This is a genomic window from Halolamina sp. C58 (assembly GCF_051195095.1).
GTDB lineage: Archaea > Halobacteriota > Halobacteria > Halobacteriales > Haloferacaceae > Halolamina.
Genome location: NZ_JBNTJY010000001.1, coordinates 1457542 through 1474645, shown reverse-complemented (window position 1 = coordinate 1474645; position 17104 = coordinate 1457542). Strand labels below are relative to the sequence as shown.

Sequence of the window (17104 nt, the reverse complement as noted above, 5' to 3'; positions counted from 1 at the left end):
GTGACGGTCCTCCGTGAACGGTTCGAGGCCGCCGCCCTCCCGCTGGCCGCGGTCGCTACCCTCGCGCTGCTGACGCTGCTGTTCTACTACCCGGTGGGGCGTGTACTCTCCGAAGCCGTACTGCGCGAGGGACGGCTGACGGTCGAACCGCTGGTGGCCGTGCTCACGGACCCCTTTTTCTTCGGCGTGCTCGCACAGGCCGCCGAGGACCCGTCGGTGCTCTGGACCGCCTTCGAACCCCACCGAATCGGGCCTCTCGTCGTCCCGTTCCCGAACTACCGGCTGGGGCTGTTCGGGTTCACCGCGTATCAGGCGCTGCTGTCGACGCTCGCGAGCGTCGTGCTCGGGCTGCCGGGCGCGTACGTGCTCGCACGCTTCGAGTTCCCCGGGCGGAAGACGATCCGGTCGCTGACCGCGGTGCCGTTCGTGATGCCGTCGATCATGGTCGCGATCGGCTTCATCGCCACGTTCGGCGCGAACGGGTTCGTCAACGACGCGCTGGCCGCGCTGGGGCTCCCTCGGATCGAACTGCTGTACACGCTGCCGATCATCGTCCTCGCCCACGCGTTCTACGACGCGCCGCTGGTGGCCCGCGTAACCGCGACCGCGTGGGAGAGCGTCGACGCCGGCACCGCCGAGACCGCCCGGAGCCTCGGCGCCTCGCCGCGGCGGGCGTTCCTCGACGTGGTGCTCCCCCAACTGCTGCCGGCGATCCTCACCGGCGCGCTGCTGACGTTCATCTTCTCGTTCATGTCTTTCGCCATCGTGCTCGCGCTGGGCGGGCTCTCGCTGGCGACCGTGGAGGTGTGGGTGTACCACAAGGTCTCCCAACTCGACTACGCCACCGCGTCGGCGCTCGCGACGCTCGAGATGCTGTTCTCGCTCGTGTTGACGTACGCCTACCTCCAGTACGAGGCACGCCAGCGCGCCGAGAGCGCCGCCCGGCCGGCGCCCCGGAAGCAGTTGGTCGGGCGACTCGACCTCGACCGGCTGGCGGTCTGGGCGTACGTCGTCGTCGCGCTGCTCGTGTTCGTTACGCCGATGGCGAGCATGATCATCGAGAGCGTCACCGGGCCGAACGGGTTCACGCTCGACTACTACCGCTTCCTGATCGAACGACAGACGACGGGCGCGGCGTTCCAGATCAAACCGCTGACGGCGGTAGTGAACTCCCTGCTGTACGGCGTCGGGACGCTCGCGCTGGCGGTGCCGATGGGCGTGCTGCTCGCGGTCGTCTCGACGCGGCAGTTCCCCGGCAGCAAGCTGCTCGACACGCTGTCGATGGCCCCCTTCGCCGTCTCGGGGATCGTCGTCGGGCTCGGCCTCCTGCAGGGGCTGGTGTTCGGGACGACCGCCTTCGGCTACCGGATCACGGTCACCGGCGCCGTCGCCGTCGTCGCCTCCCACGCCGTCGCCGCCTACCCGTTCGTCACGCGCAACGTCGCGCCGCTGCTGGCCACGATCGACCGCTCGGTCGTCGAGTCGGCCCGGACACTCGGCGCCTCCCGGACCCGGGTGCTGCTGGACATCGAACTCCCACAGGTGTTCGCCGGCGTGCTCGCGGGCGCCGCGTTCGCGTTCGCGATCAGCATCGGGGAGTTCGATTCGACGGTGATTTTGGCCAGCGGGAGTTCGGCCTACACCATGCCGGTCGCCATCGAACGCTTCCTCGGTCGACGGCTCGGCCCCGCGACGGCGATGGGCTGTGTCCTCCTGTTCGTCACCGCCGTCAGCTTCCTCGTCATCGACCGCCTCGGCGAAGGGAGGGGGATGTAGATGGTGGCGATCGACCTCGACTCGGTGCGGAAGGCGTTCGACGACGCCGTCGCGCTGGAGAGCGTCTCCCTCGCCGTCGAGGAGGGGGAGTTCTTCACGCTGGTCGGCCCCTCGGGCTGCGGGAAGACGACGACCCTCCGGACGATCGCCGGCCTCTCCTCGCCCACCGAGGGGACGGTCCGCTTCGACGGCGAGGACGTGAGCGACACGCCAGTCGAGGACCGCAACGTCGGCGTCGTGTTCCAGAGCTACGCGCTGTTCCCGCACATGACCGTCGCGGAGAACGTCCGCTACGGCCTGCGCTTCACCGCCCCGCCCCGCGGGCTCACCGCCGACGAACGCGTCGAGGAGCTGCTCGAACTGGTCGACCTGCCGGGGATGGGCGACCGCGACCCCGACGAGCTCTCCGGCGGGCAGCAACAGCGGGTCGCGCTCGCCCGCGCGCTCGCCCCCGAACCGGACGTGCTGCTGCTCGACGAGCCCATGAGCGCGCTCGACGCCCGGCTGCGCGAACAGCTCCGCCGCGAGATCAAGCGCATCCAGCGCGAACTCGGCGTAACGACGATCTACGTCACCCACGATCAGGAGGAGGCGCTCGCGGTGTCGGACCGCCTCGCCGTGATGCACGACGGCGGCGTCGAACAGGTCGGCACGCCCGTCGAGGTGTACGAACAGCCCGCGACGGAGTTCGTCGCCTCGTTCGTCGGCGAGAACAACGTGTTCTCCGGCGTCGTCGTCGGCCGCGACGGCGACGAGCTGGCGATCGAGATCGACGAGACGGCGCCCGCGGACCACCAGTTCCACGTCGTCGACGCCGACGACCACGCCGTCGGCGACCACGTGACGTTCTGTGTCCGCCCGACCCACCTCGATCCCGACGCCAGCCACAACCGCGTCCCGATGGCGCTCGGCGCCGCGGAGTATCTCGGCGGCACCACCCGGCTCTACGGCGAGTGGGCCGGCCGAGAGATGGTGCTCCGACTGCCCGAACCGCCGGCCGACGACACCCTCACGGTCGGGTTCGACCCGGACGCGGCGACGATCCTCTGAACCGACAGTTTCAGACTACACCCACACGACCCAGAACCATGATCACGCTCGCCTCCGACTTCGGCACACCCTACCCCGCAGCGATGAAGGGCGTCGTCCTCCGGCAGTCCGACGCCCGGCTCGTCGACATTGCACACGACTTCCCGCGACAGGACGTGCGCGCGGCGGCGTTCTGGCTCCGGGAAGTGCTGCCCGAGTTCCCCCCGGCGACCCACCTCGTCGTCGTCGATCCCGGCGTCGGCACCGACCGCGCCGCCGTCGTCGTCGACGTCGCCGATCACCGGATCGTCGCCCCGGACAACGGCGTCGCGCTCCCGGCGGCCCGCGAGATCGCGGCACGGGCCGACGGAGACGCCGAGATCAGCGTCTACGACGTGCCGTACGACGACGACACGACCGCGAGCAACACGTTCCACGGCCGGGACGTGTTCGCGCCCGCCGCCGCGCGGGTGCACGAGGCCGAGGAGGTCGCGGACGCCGACCGCGTCGAACCGACCGACGAGTGGGTCGACCTCGCGTTTCCGGAGCCCGAGGTCGGGGACGACGGCGCGACCGGCGAGGTACTGGTCGTCGACGACTTCGGCAACACGATCACCAACGTCCCCGGCAGCGTCCTCGACGGCCGCGACGCGGTGACGGTGAACGGCGAGTCCGCGCCCGTCCGGGACGCCTACGCCGAGATGGACCCGGGCGAGCGCCTCGTCACCGTGGGGAGCCACGGCAACGTCGAGTTCGCGGTCAATCAGGGCCGGGGCGACGACGCGTTCGGGCTCGGGGTCGGCGACGACGTGTCGCTCGGCTGGTGAGAACCCCGCACGGGTCGCCGACACCGGACAGTTTTCCCGCGGCGACCACGTGAGACTGTGTCGTGCCACCGGACGACGATGACGAGTTCGCGGAGCTACGGGCCGAGGAGGGCAACGCCATCCTCCGGCTGTTTCTGGAGTACGGTCGAAAGCGCCTGCCAACGTTCGTCGGCGGCGCGGCCGCGGCGGTCGTCCAGATGCTGATGGCGCTCGTGCCGTCGTTCGTGCTCGCGATCGCGATCGACTCGCTGTTTTTCGACACGCGAGCGTTCTCACTGCCGCTCGTTCCCGACGCGTGGATCCCCGGCACCGAGGGCGCACAGTTCCTGCTCGCCGGCGGCCTCGTGGGTGCCTCTTACGCGCTGAGTTCGATCTTCAGCTGGGCGAACAACTACCTCTGGAACAGCTTCTCCCAGCACTTCCAGCACTCGGTGCGCGTGGACACCTACGATGCGCTCCAGCGACAGGGCGTCGAGTTCTTCGACAACCGACAGACAGGCGAGGTGATGAGCATCCTGAACAACGACGTGAACCAACTGGAGGGCTTTCTGACGAACAACCTCAACAGCCTCATCACCATCGTCGTCCGCGTCGGTGGGATGGGCGCGGTGATGCTGCTGATCAACTGGCGGCTGGCGCTGATCCCCGTCGCCGCCATCCCCGCGCTGGGCTACCTGAGCTACTGGTTCGTCGAGACGATCCACCCGAAGTATCAGGAGGTCCGCAGCGCGGTCGGCCGGCTCAACAGTCGGCTGGAGAACAACATCGGCGGGATCGAGACGCTGAAGTCCTTTACCACCGAGCCGTTCGAAACCGAACGGGTCAGGGAGTCCTCCCGGGAGTACCTCGACTCCCAGTGGGACGCGATCACCACCCGGATCAAGTTCTTCCCCAGCCTGCAGGCCACCACCGCCGCGGCGTACGTCTCGGTCTTCTTCGTCGGCGGCTGGTGGGTCGTGACCGGGACGCCACCTCACCCGTTCTTCTCGGGCGGCGACCCCGACGCGACGCTGACCGCCGGGACGCTCGTGCTCTTTTTGAACTACTCGCGGCGATTCGTCTACCCGATGCGTCAGATGGGGCAGATCATCAACGGCTACCAGTACGCCGAGGCCGCGGGCGAGCGCATCGTCGGCCTGCTCGACGACCAGACGCGAGTCCGATCGGGGGGAGCGGGAACCGAACTCGACGGCGTGGCGGGCGACGTGGCGTTCGACGATGTTGGGTTCGCCTACCGCGACGAGGCCGGCGAGGCCGAGGAGACGGTGCTGCGGGGGATCAGCTTCGAGGCCGACGCCGGCGACTACGTCGGCCTCGTCGGCCCCACCGGCGCGGGGAAGTCGACGACGATGAAGCTGCTGTTGCGGTTCTACGACCCGGACTCGGGGACGATCACGCTCGACGGCCACGACCTCGCGGACGTGAACCTGCGGAGCCTCCGGCAGCACGTCGGCTACGTGAGTCAGGAGCCGTACCTGTTCTACGGCACCGTCGCCGAGAACATCGCCTACGGCGTCCCCGAGTACGACGACGCGGCGATGCACGAGGCCGCCGAGAAGGCGGGCGCCCACGAGTTCGTCGCCGAGTTGGAGGACGGCTACGACACGATGGTCGGCGAACGCGGCGTCAAGCTCTCGGGCGGGCAGCGCCAGCGGATCGCGCTGGCCCGGACGATCCTCCGGGATCCGGACGTGCTCGTGCTCGACGAGGCGACCAGCCACGTCGACAACGAGACGGAGGCGGTGATCCAGAACAGCCTCGACGCGCTGACCGAGGACCGCACCGTGTTCGCGATCGCTCACCGCCTCTCCACCGTCCGGGACGCCGATCGCATCCTCGTGATGGACGACGGCGAGATCGTCGAACGCGGCACCCACGAGACACTGCTCGACGACGGCGGACTGTACGCGAACCTCTGGCACGTGCAGGTCGGCGAGATGGAGGCGCTCCCCCAGCAGTTCGTCGAGCGCAGCCTCGAAGCCGAATAGCGGCCGCGAACCCGGCCCGAACCTTTTCGGTGGAGCCCGACAAATCGGGAAATTATGGGTACGTACATGGCGCTGGTCGACGTGACCGACGAGACCGTCCAGAACGTGCAGGATCTCGCGACCGTCTGGGGCGATCTCACCGGCGATATCGAGACGCTGGGCGGGGAGCTGGTCGACGCCTACGCGGTCCTCGGCGAGCACGACTACCTCGTCATCTTCGAGGCCGACGGCCGCGACGAGGCGTTCCAGACCTCGGTGTCGATCGAACGCTACGGCCTCGACACCCAGACTATGGAGCTCATCCCGGTCGACGATCTGGGCGAGCTCGTACAGGACATCTGAGCCGGAACCGGGACGGCGAGTAGTCTTTTCACTCGCGCGCTCCACCGATCGGGCATGCAGCACTTCACGCAGGAGCACGCGAACATGCCTGTCGTGGACGCACGGGGCGAACGACTCGGCCGCGTCGCCGGCGTCGAGGACGGCGAAGCCCGCCTCGAACCCGAGACGGGGGTGGAGTCACGGATGGACGCGGCCGCCTCGGCCGAGGCGGACGCGCTCGCGATCGACCCCGAGCAGGTGGTCGAGGTCACCGACGACTACGTCCGGGTCGAACTCGGCGACGAGGAGTAGCTCCGAGGGAACGTTTTTCGCGTCACGCCGACACGGCACAGCCGTGAGTAAACAGGCCCTGTTCGACGACATCGACGACGACGCCGACTGGCTGACCGATCTCGCCGAACAGCTCTGGTCGAACCCCGAACTCTCGCTGGGGGAGTACGACTCGGCGGCGCTCCTCCAGGACGCGCTCCGCGAGGCGGGGTTCACGGTCGACTCCGGCGTCGCCGGCATCGACACCGCGTTCGTCGCGCGCTACGGCGACGACGACCCCGTGGTGGGGACGATGGGCGAGTTCGACGCGTTGCCGGGGATGAGTCAGGCCGCGAAAGCCGAACGGGAACCGGTCGAGGAAGGCGCGCCCGGCCACGGCTGCGGGCACAACCTCTTCGGCGTCGGCAGCCTCGCGGGCGCGATCGCGGTCAAGCGCGCGATCGAGCGCGGCGACTGCGAGGGGTCGGTCGTCTACTTCGGAACGCCCGCCGAGGAGGTCGGCGCCGGCAAGGTGTACATGATTCAGGCCGGCGCGTTCGAGGCGGTCGACGCGGTGATCACGTGGCACCCCGACTGGTACAACGCGCCCAACGAGTGCTCCACGCTCGCGGTGGACGCCTTCGACGTGCAGTTCACGGGCGAGAGCGCCCACGCCGCCAAGTCGCCGGAAGCCGGCCGGAGCGCGCTCGACGGCGTCCAGCTGCTCGGCACCGGGATCGAGTACATGCGCGAGCACGTCCCGGACGCCGTCCGCATCCACTACGTCGTCACCGAGGGCGGCGAGGCCGCCAACGTCGTGCCCGAGTCGGCGGCGATGGAGGTGATGGTCCGCGCGCCCGACCGCGCCGCCGTCGAGCGCGTCTCCGACCGCGTGCGCGACGCGGCCGAGGGCGCGGCGCTGATGTCCGGCACCGACGCCGACGTGACACAGACGACCGGGATGTACGGCGTCCTCCCCAACGGCACGCTCGCGGACTCGATCCGGGAGAACATGGAGATGGCCGAGTTCCGCCTCACTGACGAACAGGCGTCGTTCGCGGCCGACCTGCAAGCGACGCTCGCCGACCCCTCTTACGACTCCGTTCCGCCGGACCGCCGCGACGAGGCCGCCGAGTCGGCGATGTTCACCCAGCCCATCGACGCCCCCGACGCGGGCGAGACCGCCGCCTACTCGACCGACTCCGGGGACGTGTCGTGGAACGCTCCCCTCGGGCGGTTCCGCGCGGCGACGTGGCCGGCGGGGACGCCGCTGCACTCGTGGCAGGCCGTCGCGGCCGGGAAGGATCTCGGCACCGCAGGGATGCTGTTCGCGGGGAAGGTCGTCGCCGGCTCGCTGTACGACCTGCTGACCGACGAGGCGCTGCTGGCCGAGGCCCGCGCGGAGTACGAGCAGCGCAAGGGCGACCGCGAGTACGAGTCGCCGCTACCGCCCGACGCCGACCCGTACGAGCTGGCCGAGCGGTGAGGCGCCGTCCGCGCCCGCTCGGGACCCGACAACTTAACCCCGAGAGCGGGCAACTCACTCCCAATGAAGCCGACGGAGCTGTCGGGCCTCCCCGACGGCGTCGCAGACCACCTCGAGGGCGAGGGCGTCGAGGAGCTCTACCCGCCACAGGCCGAGGCCGTCGAGCGCGGCGTGACCGACGGCGAGAACGTCGTCGCCGCGGTGCCGACCGCCTCCGGCAAGACGCTGATCGCCGAGCTCGCGATGCTGTCGGCAGTCGAGCGCGGCGGCACCGCACTCTACATCGTCCCGCTGCGCGCGCTGGCCAGCGAGAAGAAGACCGAGTTCGAGCGCTGGGAGCAGTACGGGATCGACGTGGGCGTCTCGACGGGCAACTACGAGTCCGACGGCGAGTGGCTGGGCTCGCGGGACATCATCGTCGCCACCAGCGAGAAGGTGGACTCGCTCGTCAGGAACGGCGCGCCGTGGATCGACGACCTCTCCTGTGTCGTGAGCGACGAGGTCCACCTCGTCGACGACCGCGAGCGCGGCCCCACGCTGGAGGTGACGCTCGCGAAGCTCCGGCGCATCAACGCGAACCTCCAGACGGTCGCGCTGTCGGCGACGGTCGGCAACGCCGGCGAGATCGCCGACTGGCTCGACGCCGAACTGGTCGACTCCGACTGGCGCCCGATCGACCTGAAGACGGGCGTCCACTTCGGGAACGCCATCAACTTCGCCGACGGTTCCCAGCGCGAGGTGCCCGTCGACAGCGGCGGCAAGCAGACGCCCGCGCTCGTCGACGACACGCTCGACGAGGGCGGGTCGAGTCTGGTGTTCGTGAACTCCCGGCGGAACGCCGAGTCCGCGGCGAGCCGACTGGGCGGCGTCACGAGCGACCACCTCTCCGACGGGGAACGCGGTGAACTCCGCGAGCTCGCGACGGCGATCCGGGATGTCTCCGACACCGCGACCAGCGACGACCTCGCCGACTGCGTCGCGAAAGGTGCGGCGTTCCACCACGCCGGCCTCTCCAGCGAACACCGCGACCTCGTCGAGGGCGCGTTCCGTGACCGCCTGATCAAGGTGATCGCGGCGACGCCAACCCTCGCCGCCGGTGTGAACACCCCTTCCCGCCGAGTGATCGTGCGGGACTGGCGGCGCTACGACCCGGAGTTCGGCGGCATGAAGCCGCTGGACACGCTCGAAATCCACCAGATGATGGGTCGGGCGGGCCGGCCGGGACTGGATCCCTACGGCGAGGCGGTGCTGCTCGCGTCGAACAACGACACGAAGGAGGAGCTGTTCGACCGGTACGTCCACGGCGAGCCCGAGCCCATCCGCTCGAAGCTCGCCGCCGAGCCCGCGCTGCGGACCCACCTGCTCGCGACCGTCGCGTCCGGCTTCGCGAACACGCGCGAGGAGCTGCTCTCGTTCCTCGACAACACGCTGTACGCCGTCCAGAGCGCGGGTAGCGCGCAGTTGGAGTCGGTGACCGACACCGTGCTCGACTATCTCGCGGCCAACGAGTTCGTCGACCGCGACGGCGACACGATCACCGCGACCGAGATCGGCCACACCGTCTCGCGGCTCTACCTCGACCCGATGAGCGCCGCCGAGATCATCGACGGGCTCCGGGACGCGGAGGGCGGCCGTTCGGGCGGCCAGTACGGCTCTCGCGGTGCGATCGATGCCGACGACGCCGACGAGTCGGCAGGGTTCGTCTCCGGGAACGAACTGCTCGACGACGACGCGCTGGCCGACGCCCCGGGCGAGAACGACGCGGAACCGGACGACGCCGAGTCAGAGGCCGACGACATCTCCGCGCTCGGGCTCTACCACCTCGTCTCCCGCACGCCGGACATGTACCAGCTCTACCTGAAGTCCGGCGACCGCGAGGAGTACGAGGAGGTGCTGTTCGAGCGCGAGACGGAGCTGCTCGGGCGCACGCCGTCGGAGTACGACGACGTGGCGTTCGAGGAGTGGCTCGCCGCGCTCAAGACCGCCCGGATGCTCGAAGACTGGGCCAGCGAGGTCGACGAGAGCCGCATCGCCGAACGCTACGGGGTCGGCCCGGGCGACATCCGCGGCAAGGTCGACACCGCGGAGTGGCTGCTCAACGCCGCCGAGCGGCTGGCGGGCGAGCTCGACCTCTCGAACGTGGTGGCGGTCCGGGAGGCGAAAAAGCGCGTCGAGGACGGCGTCCGGGAGGAGCTGCTCGACCTCACGGGCGTCCGCGGCGTCGGGCGCAAGCGCGCGCGGCGGCTGTTCGAGGCCGGCATCGAGTCCCGGGCGGACCTCCGCGAGGCCGACAAGTCGGTCGTACTCGGCGCGCTGCGGGGGAAGAAGACCGCGGAGAACGTCCTCCAAAACGTCGGCCGCGAGGACCCCTCGATGGACGGCGTGACCGCCGACGCCGAGGCGGAACGCGCCGGCCGCGAGGAGGAGGGCGGGCAGGCCTCGCTGGGTGATTTCTGATGCGGCTACTCGACGGGACGACGATGGTCGACGACCTCGACGCGTTCCTCGGGGTGCTCGACGACGTGGCCGCAGCGACAGACACCACCGTGCAGGCGTTCGACGCCGACTACGTGGTCTCCGAAACCCACCTCCGGCGCGCGCTCGACCGCGCCGACCGCGCGATCGCCCGCGGCGAGAACGTCGCTCGGGAGCGTGCGGTGGAGGTGCTCTGCTACGCGGCGGGGCGTCGGCAGATCAACCGCGCGCTGGAGATGGGCGTCTCAGAAGGTGAGAACCGCGTCGTCGTGCTCGTGGACTCGCCGGCGGGCGACGACGAGGCCGAAGCGGACGCGATCGAGATGCTCCGGGACCACATCGACGAGGCGTCGGTTCTGGGGGCGTACGACGAGGGGACGGTCCGGGAGTTTTTCGACATCTCCGAGGCCGCGCTCGACGCCGTCGACGGCGGGCTAGCGGACCTGGTGCTGGAGCGCGTGGCGCTGCTGGACGTCGAGAAGTAGGGTGCCGATTTCGGGTGAACTCGGTGGCTATCGCTGACCGGTCGAGAACTGCGAGAAGATAGTTCCACCAGGATTCGAACCTGGGTCGGAGCCCCCAGAAGGCTCCAGGATTGGCCGCTACCCCATGGAACTACTCTGACACGTTTGCCGTCTTCCGCTCGGCGGCGTGCTTCGCAACCATCGGTAGTCCGCTGGGAAGTATGAGTGTTTCGGAGTCGATCACGGTGCCGGCGGCCGGTGTGCTACTCGGTCCCGTGGCGTCTCCGATGGCAGTTCGCGCACAACATCTCCCGTTCGCTCGCCACACCCTGCTTGCTCCGGCTTCTCCGAAAAAGGTTCGCGAGGCTACCCGAGCAGGTAGCGCATCCACGGGTAGCGCTCGACCAGCGGCCGGCCGTCGATCTCGTACTGCTCGATGTACTGATCGACGCCGAGGATGCGGCCCGCACCGAACGCTGCCACGGCGAGGAACACGAGCATGTACGCGAAGTCCCCGTTGATGTAGCCGTGGTCCACGCTCCAGTTGCCCAGGTAGAACATGAGCATCATGAACGCGCCCCAGAACGCGGCGAGGCGGGTGAGGCCGCCGACGAGGAGGCCCAGCCCGATGAGCACCTCGCCCCACGGGACCGCGACGTTCACGAAGTCGAGGAACAGCGGCGACGACCCCATCGCCTCGAACAGTCCAGCGGCCGGGCTGCCGTTGGCGGCCGGGGCGTTGTTGAGGTAGCCCGCGGCCGAGAAGCTCCCGCTGAGCACCTTATCGAGGCCGCTCTGGAGGAACGCCAGCCCCATCATCAACCGCAGCGCGAGGATGAACCACACGCTCAGCGTGTGGAGCTTCCCCTCCGCGGTGAACCCTGCGACCGTGCTTCGGAGTTTGACTTCCTGTGTTGCCATATCTGGACGTTCGACCCGTGAGGGCTTAGCCGCAATGGCGGTTCCCGGTCGGTGGGAACCACCGTAGACCCGGTTCTCGCTGATCAAGAATCACCACCTACTTGCCGGTCTACGCCACAGAGACGGTATGTACGTCGGCCGCTTCCTCGTCGCCGCCCCCGGACTGGCAGCTTACCGCGTCTCCTCGCGTTCGTTCCCGAACCGGAAGGTCATCGAACGCGACGGCAGCCTCACGGTCGTCCCGACCGACGACGCCGAACCCACGGACAACCCGTACGTCTCCTACAACTGCGTCCGGACAGTCGGCGACCGTGGGCTCGCGGTCGTCGGCAACGGCTCCCACGTCGACCCGGTGGCGGAGAAGCTCGGGCTGGGCTACCCGGCCCGGGACGCGCTCGTGAGCGCGCTGTTCGCGCTGGACTTCGAGAAGGACGACTACGACACGCCCCGGATCGCCACGGTCGTCGGCGCCGACTCCGCGGTCGTCGGGACCGTCCGCCGGGACGCGCTGCTCGTCCGCGAGGTCGACGAGCCGACGCTGGTGGCCACCTACGAGAAGGACGACCCCGAGCCGTTCGCGCTCGCCGCCGACGGGCCCGGCGCGGCCGCGAGCGAACTGTACGACCACGCGTTCGAGCACGCCGTCTGTGCGGCGGGCGTCGGCGTCGACGCCGCGGGGATCGAGACGGCCATCTACAACGGGGAGTAGCGCGGCGCTTTTCCCGGTCGCGCTGTTTTCGTCCCCCGTGCAACTCGGGGTCATCTCCGACGTCCACGGCAACCTACCCGCGCTGGAGCGGGTGCTCGACGCGATGCCGTCGGTCGACCTGCTCGTCTGTGCCGGCGACGTGGTCGGCTACAACCCGTGGCCGGCGGCGTGTGTCGACGCGGTTCGGGACCGCGGCATCCCGACGGTGCAGGGCAACCACGACCGCGCGGTCGCCAGCGGCGACGCCGTCGGTTTCAACGGGATGGCGAAGGCGGGCGTCGACCACGCCCGCGACCAGCTCGACGCCGGCGCGATCGGCTGGCTGGGCGCGCTGCCGACCGAGCGCCGCGTCGCCGACGGCCGGGTGAAGATCGTCCACGGCCACCCCGACGACCCGGACCACTACACGTACCCCCGGGAGTTCACGCCCGACCTGCTCGACGGCGAGGCGCTTCTGATCATGGGCCACACGCACGTTCAGCACCACGCCGTGTTCGACGAGGGGATCGTCCTCAACCCCGGGAGCGTCGGCCAGCCCCGCGACCGCGACCCCGACGCGGCGTACGCGGTCGTCGACCTCGACGACCGTTCGGTCGAGGAGCACCGCGTGAGCTACGACGTCGACCGCGTCGTCGACGCCGTCGAAGACGCCGCCCTCCCGCCCGAGATCGGAGAGCGCCTCCGAGAGGGGCGCTGACGCCCGAACTGCCGACCGCCGCCGTCGTTCTCTCCCGCCAGTACCGCCCGCACAGCGACGCGTCGGACCCTCTCGCCCCATCTAAACAATCTAGCTTGTACTACTCCAAGCAAGCTGGGAAAGTCTTAACCCGGTCGCCGAAAACCGATCAGACGGCAGGGCTCGGTTCGCGGGAGCGATCCGAAATCGACCGATAGCGGTGTCAGTAGTGGCGACGCCGTCGATCGCTCCCGGCGGGCCCGCCGTCGACATGACTCAGGCAACCCCACCGACGACCGATCGAATCGAGGACCGACTCGCCGCGGCGACGGCGGATCTCGACCTCGCGAGCGACCGCGAGGAGCTCGCCCGGGCGGCCGAGCGCGACAGCTACGACGGCGCCGACGCCGACGAGATCGACGAGGCGCTGATCGGCGTGCTGACCGCGCGCACCGAGCGCGACCCGACCCACGACGACGCGGCCGCACGGGTCGCGCGCTGGCGGCACGCCCGCAACGTCACGGGGACAGACGGCCCGCTCTCGGGCGAAACGTACCGCGCGTCGTTCGTGGAGGCGATCGAGACGGGTGTCGAGCGCGACCTGCTCGACGAGCGCATGGCGGAGTACGATCTCGAGTCGCTCGCCCACGCGCTCGTGCCCGAGCGCGACGAGCAGTTCGGCTACATGGCCGTCTCCACGCTGGTCCAGCGGTACTTCCTCCGGACCGTCGAGGGGGACGAACCGCTCGAACTCCCGCAGGCGTTCTGGATGCGCGTCGCGATGGGCGTCGCGCTCGCGGAGGACCCCGAGGATCGGGAGTCCCGCGCCGTGGAGTTCTACGACGCGCTGTCGACGCTGCGGTTCGTCCACTCGACGCCGACGCTGTTCCACGCCGGCACCACCCACCCACAGCTCTCCTCCTGCTACCTCACGACGGTGCAGGACGATCTGGAGGACATCTTCGACTCCTACAAGGCCCACGCGAAGCTCTCGAAGTGGTCCGGCGGGCTGGGCAACGACTGGACGAACGTCCGCGCGGAGGGCTCGCTGATCGAGTCCACCGGCGTCGAGTCGACGGGCGTGATCCCGTTCCTCAACATCTCAGACGACGTGACCGGCGCGATCAACCGCTCCGGAAAGCGCCGCGGCGCCGCCTGTGCGTACCTCGCGGCGTGGCACATGGACTTCCCGGCGTTCCTCGACCTCAAACGGAACACGGGGGACGAGCGCCGACGCACCCACGACATGAACACCGCGGCGTGGGTGCCCGACCTGTTCATGAAGCGCGTGCGGGCCGGCGAGCAGTGGACCCTGTTCTCGCCGGACGAGGTGCCCGAGCTCCACGAGGCGACGGGACAGGAGTTCGAGGAGCTGTACGAGGAGTACGAGCAGGCCGCCGACGACGGCGAACTCCGCCAGTACGAGCGCGTCGAGGCCGAGGAGCTCTGGCGGACGATGCTCACCCGGCTGTTCGAGACGGGCCACCCGTGGATCACGTTCAAGGACCCCTGTAACGTCCGCTCGCCGCAGGACCACTACGGCACGATCAACAGCTCGAACCTCTGTACGGAGATCACGCTCAACACCTCGCAGGACGAAACCGCGGTCTGTAACCTCGGCTCGGTCAACCTCGCGAAGCACGTCGACGGCGAGGAACTGGACCGTGAGGCGCTCGCGGACACCGTGGAGACGGCGATGCGGATGCTCGACAACGTCGTCGACCTGAACTTCTACCCCACCGACCGCGCCGAGCGCGCGAACACGCGCCACCGGCCCGTGGGGCTCGGCGTGATGGGGTTCCACGAGATGCTCACCCAGCAGGGCGTCGGGATGGCCAGCGACGAGGCGCTCGATGTGGCCGACCAGACGATGGAGCAGGTCGCGTACCACGCGATCCTGAACTCCTCGCGCCTCGCGAAGGAACGCGGCACGTACGACTCCTACGAGGGGTCGAAGTGGGACCGCGGGCTGCTCCCGCAGGACACCGTTTCACTGCTGGAGGAGGAGCGCGGCGAGGAAGTCGATGTGGAGCCCGAGGAACGCCTCGACTGGAGCGAGGTGCGCGACCACGTCGCCGAACACGGGATGCGCAACTCCAACACCACCGCGGTCGCGCCGACGGCGACCATCTCGACCATCGCGGGCACCACGCCCTCGATCGAGCCGCGCTACTCGAACCTCTACGTGAAGTCGAACATGAGCGGCGACTTCACGGTCGTCAACGAGCATCTCGTCGAGGAGCTCGACGAACTCGGCCTCTGGACCGACGAGATGCTCGACGAGATCAAGTTCCACGACGGCGCGATCCAGGAGATCGAGTCGATCCCGCCGGCGATTCGGGAGCGCCACCGCGGCGCCTTCGAGATCGACCCGCGCCACCAGCTCGAACTCACCGCCCGGCGGGCGATCTGGGTCGACCAGTCACAGAGCCACAACGTGTTCTTCCCCTCGACGGACGGGACGCTGCTGGACGACGTGTACCAGCGGGCGTGGGAGCTCGGGCTGAAGACGACGTACTACCTCCGCACGCTCGGCGCCAGCCAGTTCGAGAAGTCCACGCTGGACATGGAGGAGTACGGGCGCACACAGCGCCGGGACGCGGACGGCGACCAGAGCGAGGCGGCCGCCGACGGCGAATCGAGCGACGGCTCGGAGATTCCGAGCGTCGAAGACCCCACCTGCGAGGCCTGTCAGTAATGCCGATCACCTACCTCACCGACAGCGACACGCACGACCCGAACAAGATCCTCCCGTTCGACTACGAGTGGGCCCGCGAGTACTACGAGGCCGGCGTCGACAACAACTGGGTGCCCGAGGAGATCCCGATGGGCAACGACGTGACCCAGTGGAACGGCGACGAGCTCTCCGACGCCGAGCGGCGGCTGGTCGAGTGGAACCTCGGCTTCTTCTCGACGGCGGAGTCGCTGACCGCGAACAACATCGTGCTCGCGGTGTACGACCACGTGACGGCGCCGGAGTGTCGGCAGTACCTCCTCCGGCAGGCGTACGAGGAGGCGGTCCACACGGACACGTTCATCTACTGCTGTGACTCGCTGGGGTTCGAGCCCGACTACCTCTACGGGATGTACGACCGCATCCCCGCGATCGAGGCCAAAGACGAGTTCGTCGTCGACCTCACCCGAGTCGTCGACGACCCCGAGTTCACCATCGACGACGAGGCCGACGTGCGGGCGTTCCTCCGGGACCTGATCGGCTTCTACGTCATCATGGAGGGGATCTTCTTCTACGCCGGCTTCGCGATGATGCTCGGCCTGAAGCGACAGGGGAAGCTGGAGGGGATCGGGCAGCAGTTCGAGTACATCATGCGCGACGAGTCGCTGCATCTCGGTTTCGGGATCGAGCTGATCGACGCCATCCGGGGGGAGACCGACGCGTGGACCGACGAGTTCGAGGCCGAGATCCGGGAGCTGATCCTCGAAGCCGTCGAGCTCGAACAGCAGTACGCTCGCGAGGCCTGTCCCGAGGAGATCCTCGGCATGGGGCCGACCCAGTTCGCGGAGTACGTCGAGTACGTCGCCGACCGCCGGCTCACGCAGTTGGGGATGGACGAGGCGTACGGCACCGAGAACCCGTTCCCGTGGCTCTCGGAGGCCGCCGACCTCAACCGCGAGAAGAACTTCTTCGAGACGCAGGTGACGGAGTACCGCTCCGGGGGGTCGCTCGAATGGTGAGGCTGATCGACTCCTACACCGAGACCAGCGAGGTGGTGATGCCCGACGCGACCAACAACCTCGGGCGCGCGCTCGGCGGCTGGGTGCTCCACCGCATGGACCTCGGCGGCGTCGTCGCCGCCCGGCGGTTCGCCCGCTCGCAGGTCGTCACCGCGAGCATCGAGCGCGTCGACTTCCACGCGCCGATCGACCTCGGCGACATCGCGGTCCTGACCGCCTACGTCTACGACACGGGCGAGACGAGCATGCAGGTGCGCGTCGACGTGACCGCCGAACGCCCCAGTGAGGGCGTCGAGCGCGAGACCGCCTCCTCGCATCTCACGTTCGTCGCGATCGACGACGAGGAGTCGGTCCAGCCCGTCCCGGACCTCGCTGTCGAGACCGACGAGGAACGGCAGTTGCGGGAGGCCGCGATGGACGCGGAGTCGCCGCCGGTGCCGTAGGGCCGCCCCGGACCCGAAGTTAACGC

15 protein-coding genes and 1 tRNA gene are annotated in these 17104 nt (G+C 69.2%); 14 read left to right on the top strand and 2 right to left on the bottom strand.

Features of this window, described 5'->3' with window-relative positions; all coding sequences use genetic code 11:
- The 9 genes from ACQUSM_RS07700 (at position 1) to cgi121 (ending at position 10657) form a co-directional block, all read left to right on the top strand.
- A complete protein-coding gene (locus ACQUSM_RS07700; protein WP_435117390.1) occupies positions 1–1776 on the top strand; it encodes an ABC transporter permease in 1776 nt (591 codons plus the stop codon).
- Positions 1777–2826: an ABC transporter ATP-binding protein gene (locus tag ACQUSM_RS07695; protein WP_435117387.1), complete on the top strand. Its 1050-nt coding sequence runs from the start codon at positions 1777–1779 to the stop codon at positions 2824–2826.
- A gap of 38 nt (positions 2827–2864) precedes the next feature.
- Positions 2865–3632, top strand: coding sequence for an SAM hydrolase/SAM-dependent halogenase family protein (locus tag ACQUSM_RS07690; protein ID WP_435117385.1), 768 nt, complete (start codon positions 2865–2867; stop codon positions 3630–3632).
- A 62-nt stretch (positions 3633–3694) separates the two neighbouring features.
- On the top strand, positions 3695–5620 hold the full coding sequence (locus ACQUSM_RS07685) for an ABC transporter ATP-binding protein (protein WP_435117383.1): 1926 nt from the start codon (positions 3695–3697) through the stop codon (positions 5618–5620).
- 54 nt (positions 5621–5674) lie between these two features.
- Entirely contained in the window at positions 5675–5962 is a 288-nt protein-coding gene (locus ACQUSM_RS07680; protein WP_435117380.1) for a GYD domain-containing protein, read from the top strand.
- Between the two features lie 54 nt (positions 5963–6016).
- Complete coding sequence (locus ACQUSM_RS07675; protein WP_435117378.1) at positions 6017–6253, top strand: hypothetical protein; 237 nt, start codon at positions 6017–6019, stop codon at positions 6251–6253.
- A gap of 43 nt (positions 6254–6296) precedes the next feature.
- On the top strand, positions 6297–7697 hold the full coding sequence (locus ACQUSM_RS07670) for an amidohydrolase (protein ID WP_435117375.1): 1401 nt from the start codon (positions 6297–6299) through the stop codon (positions 7695–7697).
- Between the two features lie 63 nt (positions 7698–7760).
- Positions 7761–10154: an ATP-dependent DNA helicase gene (locus tag ACQUSM_RS07665; protein WP_435117373.1), complete on the top strand. Its 2394-nt coding sequence runs from the start codon at positions 7761–7763 to the stop codon at positions 10152–10154.
- Positions 10154–10657: a KEOPS complex subunit Cgi121 gene (gene cgi121 / locus ACQUSM_RS07660; RefSeq protein ID WP_435117371.1), complete on the top strand. Its 504-nt coding sequence runs from the start codon at positions 10154–10156 to the stop codon at positions 10655–10657. Before ACQUSM_RS07665 ends, cgi121 begins: the two co-directional genes overlap by 1 nt.
- A 59-nt stretch (positions 10658–10716) precedes the next feature.
- Here the strand turns inward: cgi121 and ACQUSM_RS07655 are convergent.
- Positions 10717–10789: transfer RNA gene (locus tag ACQUSM_RS07655), tRNA-Gln, on the bottom strand.
- Positions 10790–11002: 213 nt separating this feature from the next.
- On the bottom strand, positions 11003–11557 hold the full coding sequence (locus ACQUSM_RS07650) for a DoxX family membrane protein (protein WP_435117369.1): 555 nt from the start codon (positions 11555–11557) through the stop codon (positions 11003–11005).
- Positions 11558–11684: 127 nt separating this feature from the next.
- Here ACQUSM_RS07650 and ACQUSM_RS07645 point away from each other — a divergent pair, with 127 nt between their 5' ends.
- From ACQUSM_RS07645 to ACQUSM_RS07625, 5 genes are all read left to right on the top strand, one after another.
- Positions 11685–12266: an IMP cyclohydrolase gene (locus tag ACQUSM_RS07645; RefSeq protein WP_435117367.1), complete on the top strand. Its 582-nt coding sequence runs from the start codon at positions 11685–11687 to the stop codon at positions 12264–12266.
- A 37-nt stretch (positions 12267–12303) separates the two neighbouring features.
- The gene (locus ACQUSM_RS07640) at positions 12304–12963 is read left to right on the top strand and encodes a metallophosphoesterase family protein (protein WP_435117365.1); all 660 of its coding nucleotides are present in this window, start codon (positions 12304–12306) and stop codon (positions 12961–12963) included.
- 250 nt (positions 12964–13213) lie between these two features.
- Positions 13214–15640, top strand: a complete 2427-nt coding sequence (locus ACQUSM_RS07635) for a ribonucleoside-diphosphate reductase subunit alpha (protein ID WP_435117363.1) — start codon at positions 13214–13216, stop codon at positions 15638–15640.
- Entirely contained in the window at positions 15640–16635 is a 996-nt protein-coding gene (locus tag ACQUSM_RS07630; protein WP_435117360.1) for a ribonucleotide-diphosphate reductase subunit beta, read from the top strand. The genes ACQUSM_RS07635 and ACQUSM_RS07630 overlap by 1 nt, the downstream gene beginning before the upstream one ends.
- Positions 16629–17078 carry an acyl-CoA thioesterase gene (locus ACQUSM_RS07625; protein ID WP_435117358.1) on the top strand — a complete coding sequence of 150 codons (450 nt, stop codon included), beginning with the start codon at positions 16629–16631 and terminating at the stop codon, positions 17076–17078. Before ACQUSM_RS07630 ends, ACQUSM_RS07625 begins: the two co-directional genes overlap by 7 nt.
- Positions 17079–17104 lie beyond the last annotated feature (26 nt).

Excerpts from the sequence above, each read along its gene's own strand:
- ACQUSM_RS07695 (WP_435117387.1), top strand. The coding sequence starts at position 1,777 with ATGGTGGCGATCGACCTCGACTCGGTGCGGAAGGCGTTCGACGACGCC.
- ACQUSM_RS07690 (WP_435117385.1), top strand. The coding sequence starts at position 2,865 with ATGATCACGCTCGCCTCCGACTTCGGCACACCCTACCCCGCAGCGATG.
- ACQUSM_RS07680 (WP_435117380.1), top strand. The coding sequence starts at position 5,675 with ATGGGTACGTACATGGCGCTGGTCGACGTGACCGACGAGACCGTCCAG.
- ACQUSM_RS07675 (WP_435117378.1), top strand. The coding sequence starts at position 6,017 with ATGCAGCACTTCACGCAGGAGCACGCGAACATGCCTGTCGTGGACGCA.
- ACQUSM_RS07665 (WP_435117373.1), top strand. The coding sequence starts at position 7,761 with ATGAAGCCGACGGAGCTGTCGGGCCTCCCCGACGGCGTCGCAGACCAC.
- cgi121 (WP_435117371.1), top strand. The coding sequence starts at position 10,154 with ATGCGGCTACTCGACGGGACGACGATGGTCGACGACCTCGACGCGTTC.
- ACQUSM_RS07650 (WP_435117369.1), bottom strand. The coding sequence starts at position 11,557 with ATGGCAACACAGGAAGTCAAACTCCGAAGCACGGTCGCAGGGTTCACC.
- ACQUSM_RS07645 (WP_435117367.1), top strand. The coding sequence starts at position 11,685 with ATGTACGTCGGCCGCTTCCTCGTCGCCGCCCCCGGACTGGCAGCTTAC.
- ACQUSM_RS07635 (WP_435117363.1), top strand. The coding sequence starts at position 13,214 with ATGACTCAGGCAACCCCACCGACGACCGATCGAATCGAGGACCGACTC.
- ACQUSM_RS07630 (WP_435117360.1), top strand. The coding sequence starts at position 15,640 with ATGCCGATCACCTACCTCACCGACAGCGACACGCACGACCCGAACAAG.
- ACQUSM_RS07625 (WP_435117358.1), top strand. The coding sequence starts at position 16,629 with ATGGTGAGGCTGATCGACTCCTACACCGAGACCAGCGAGGTGGTGATG.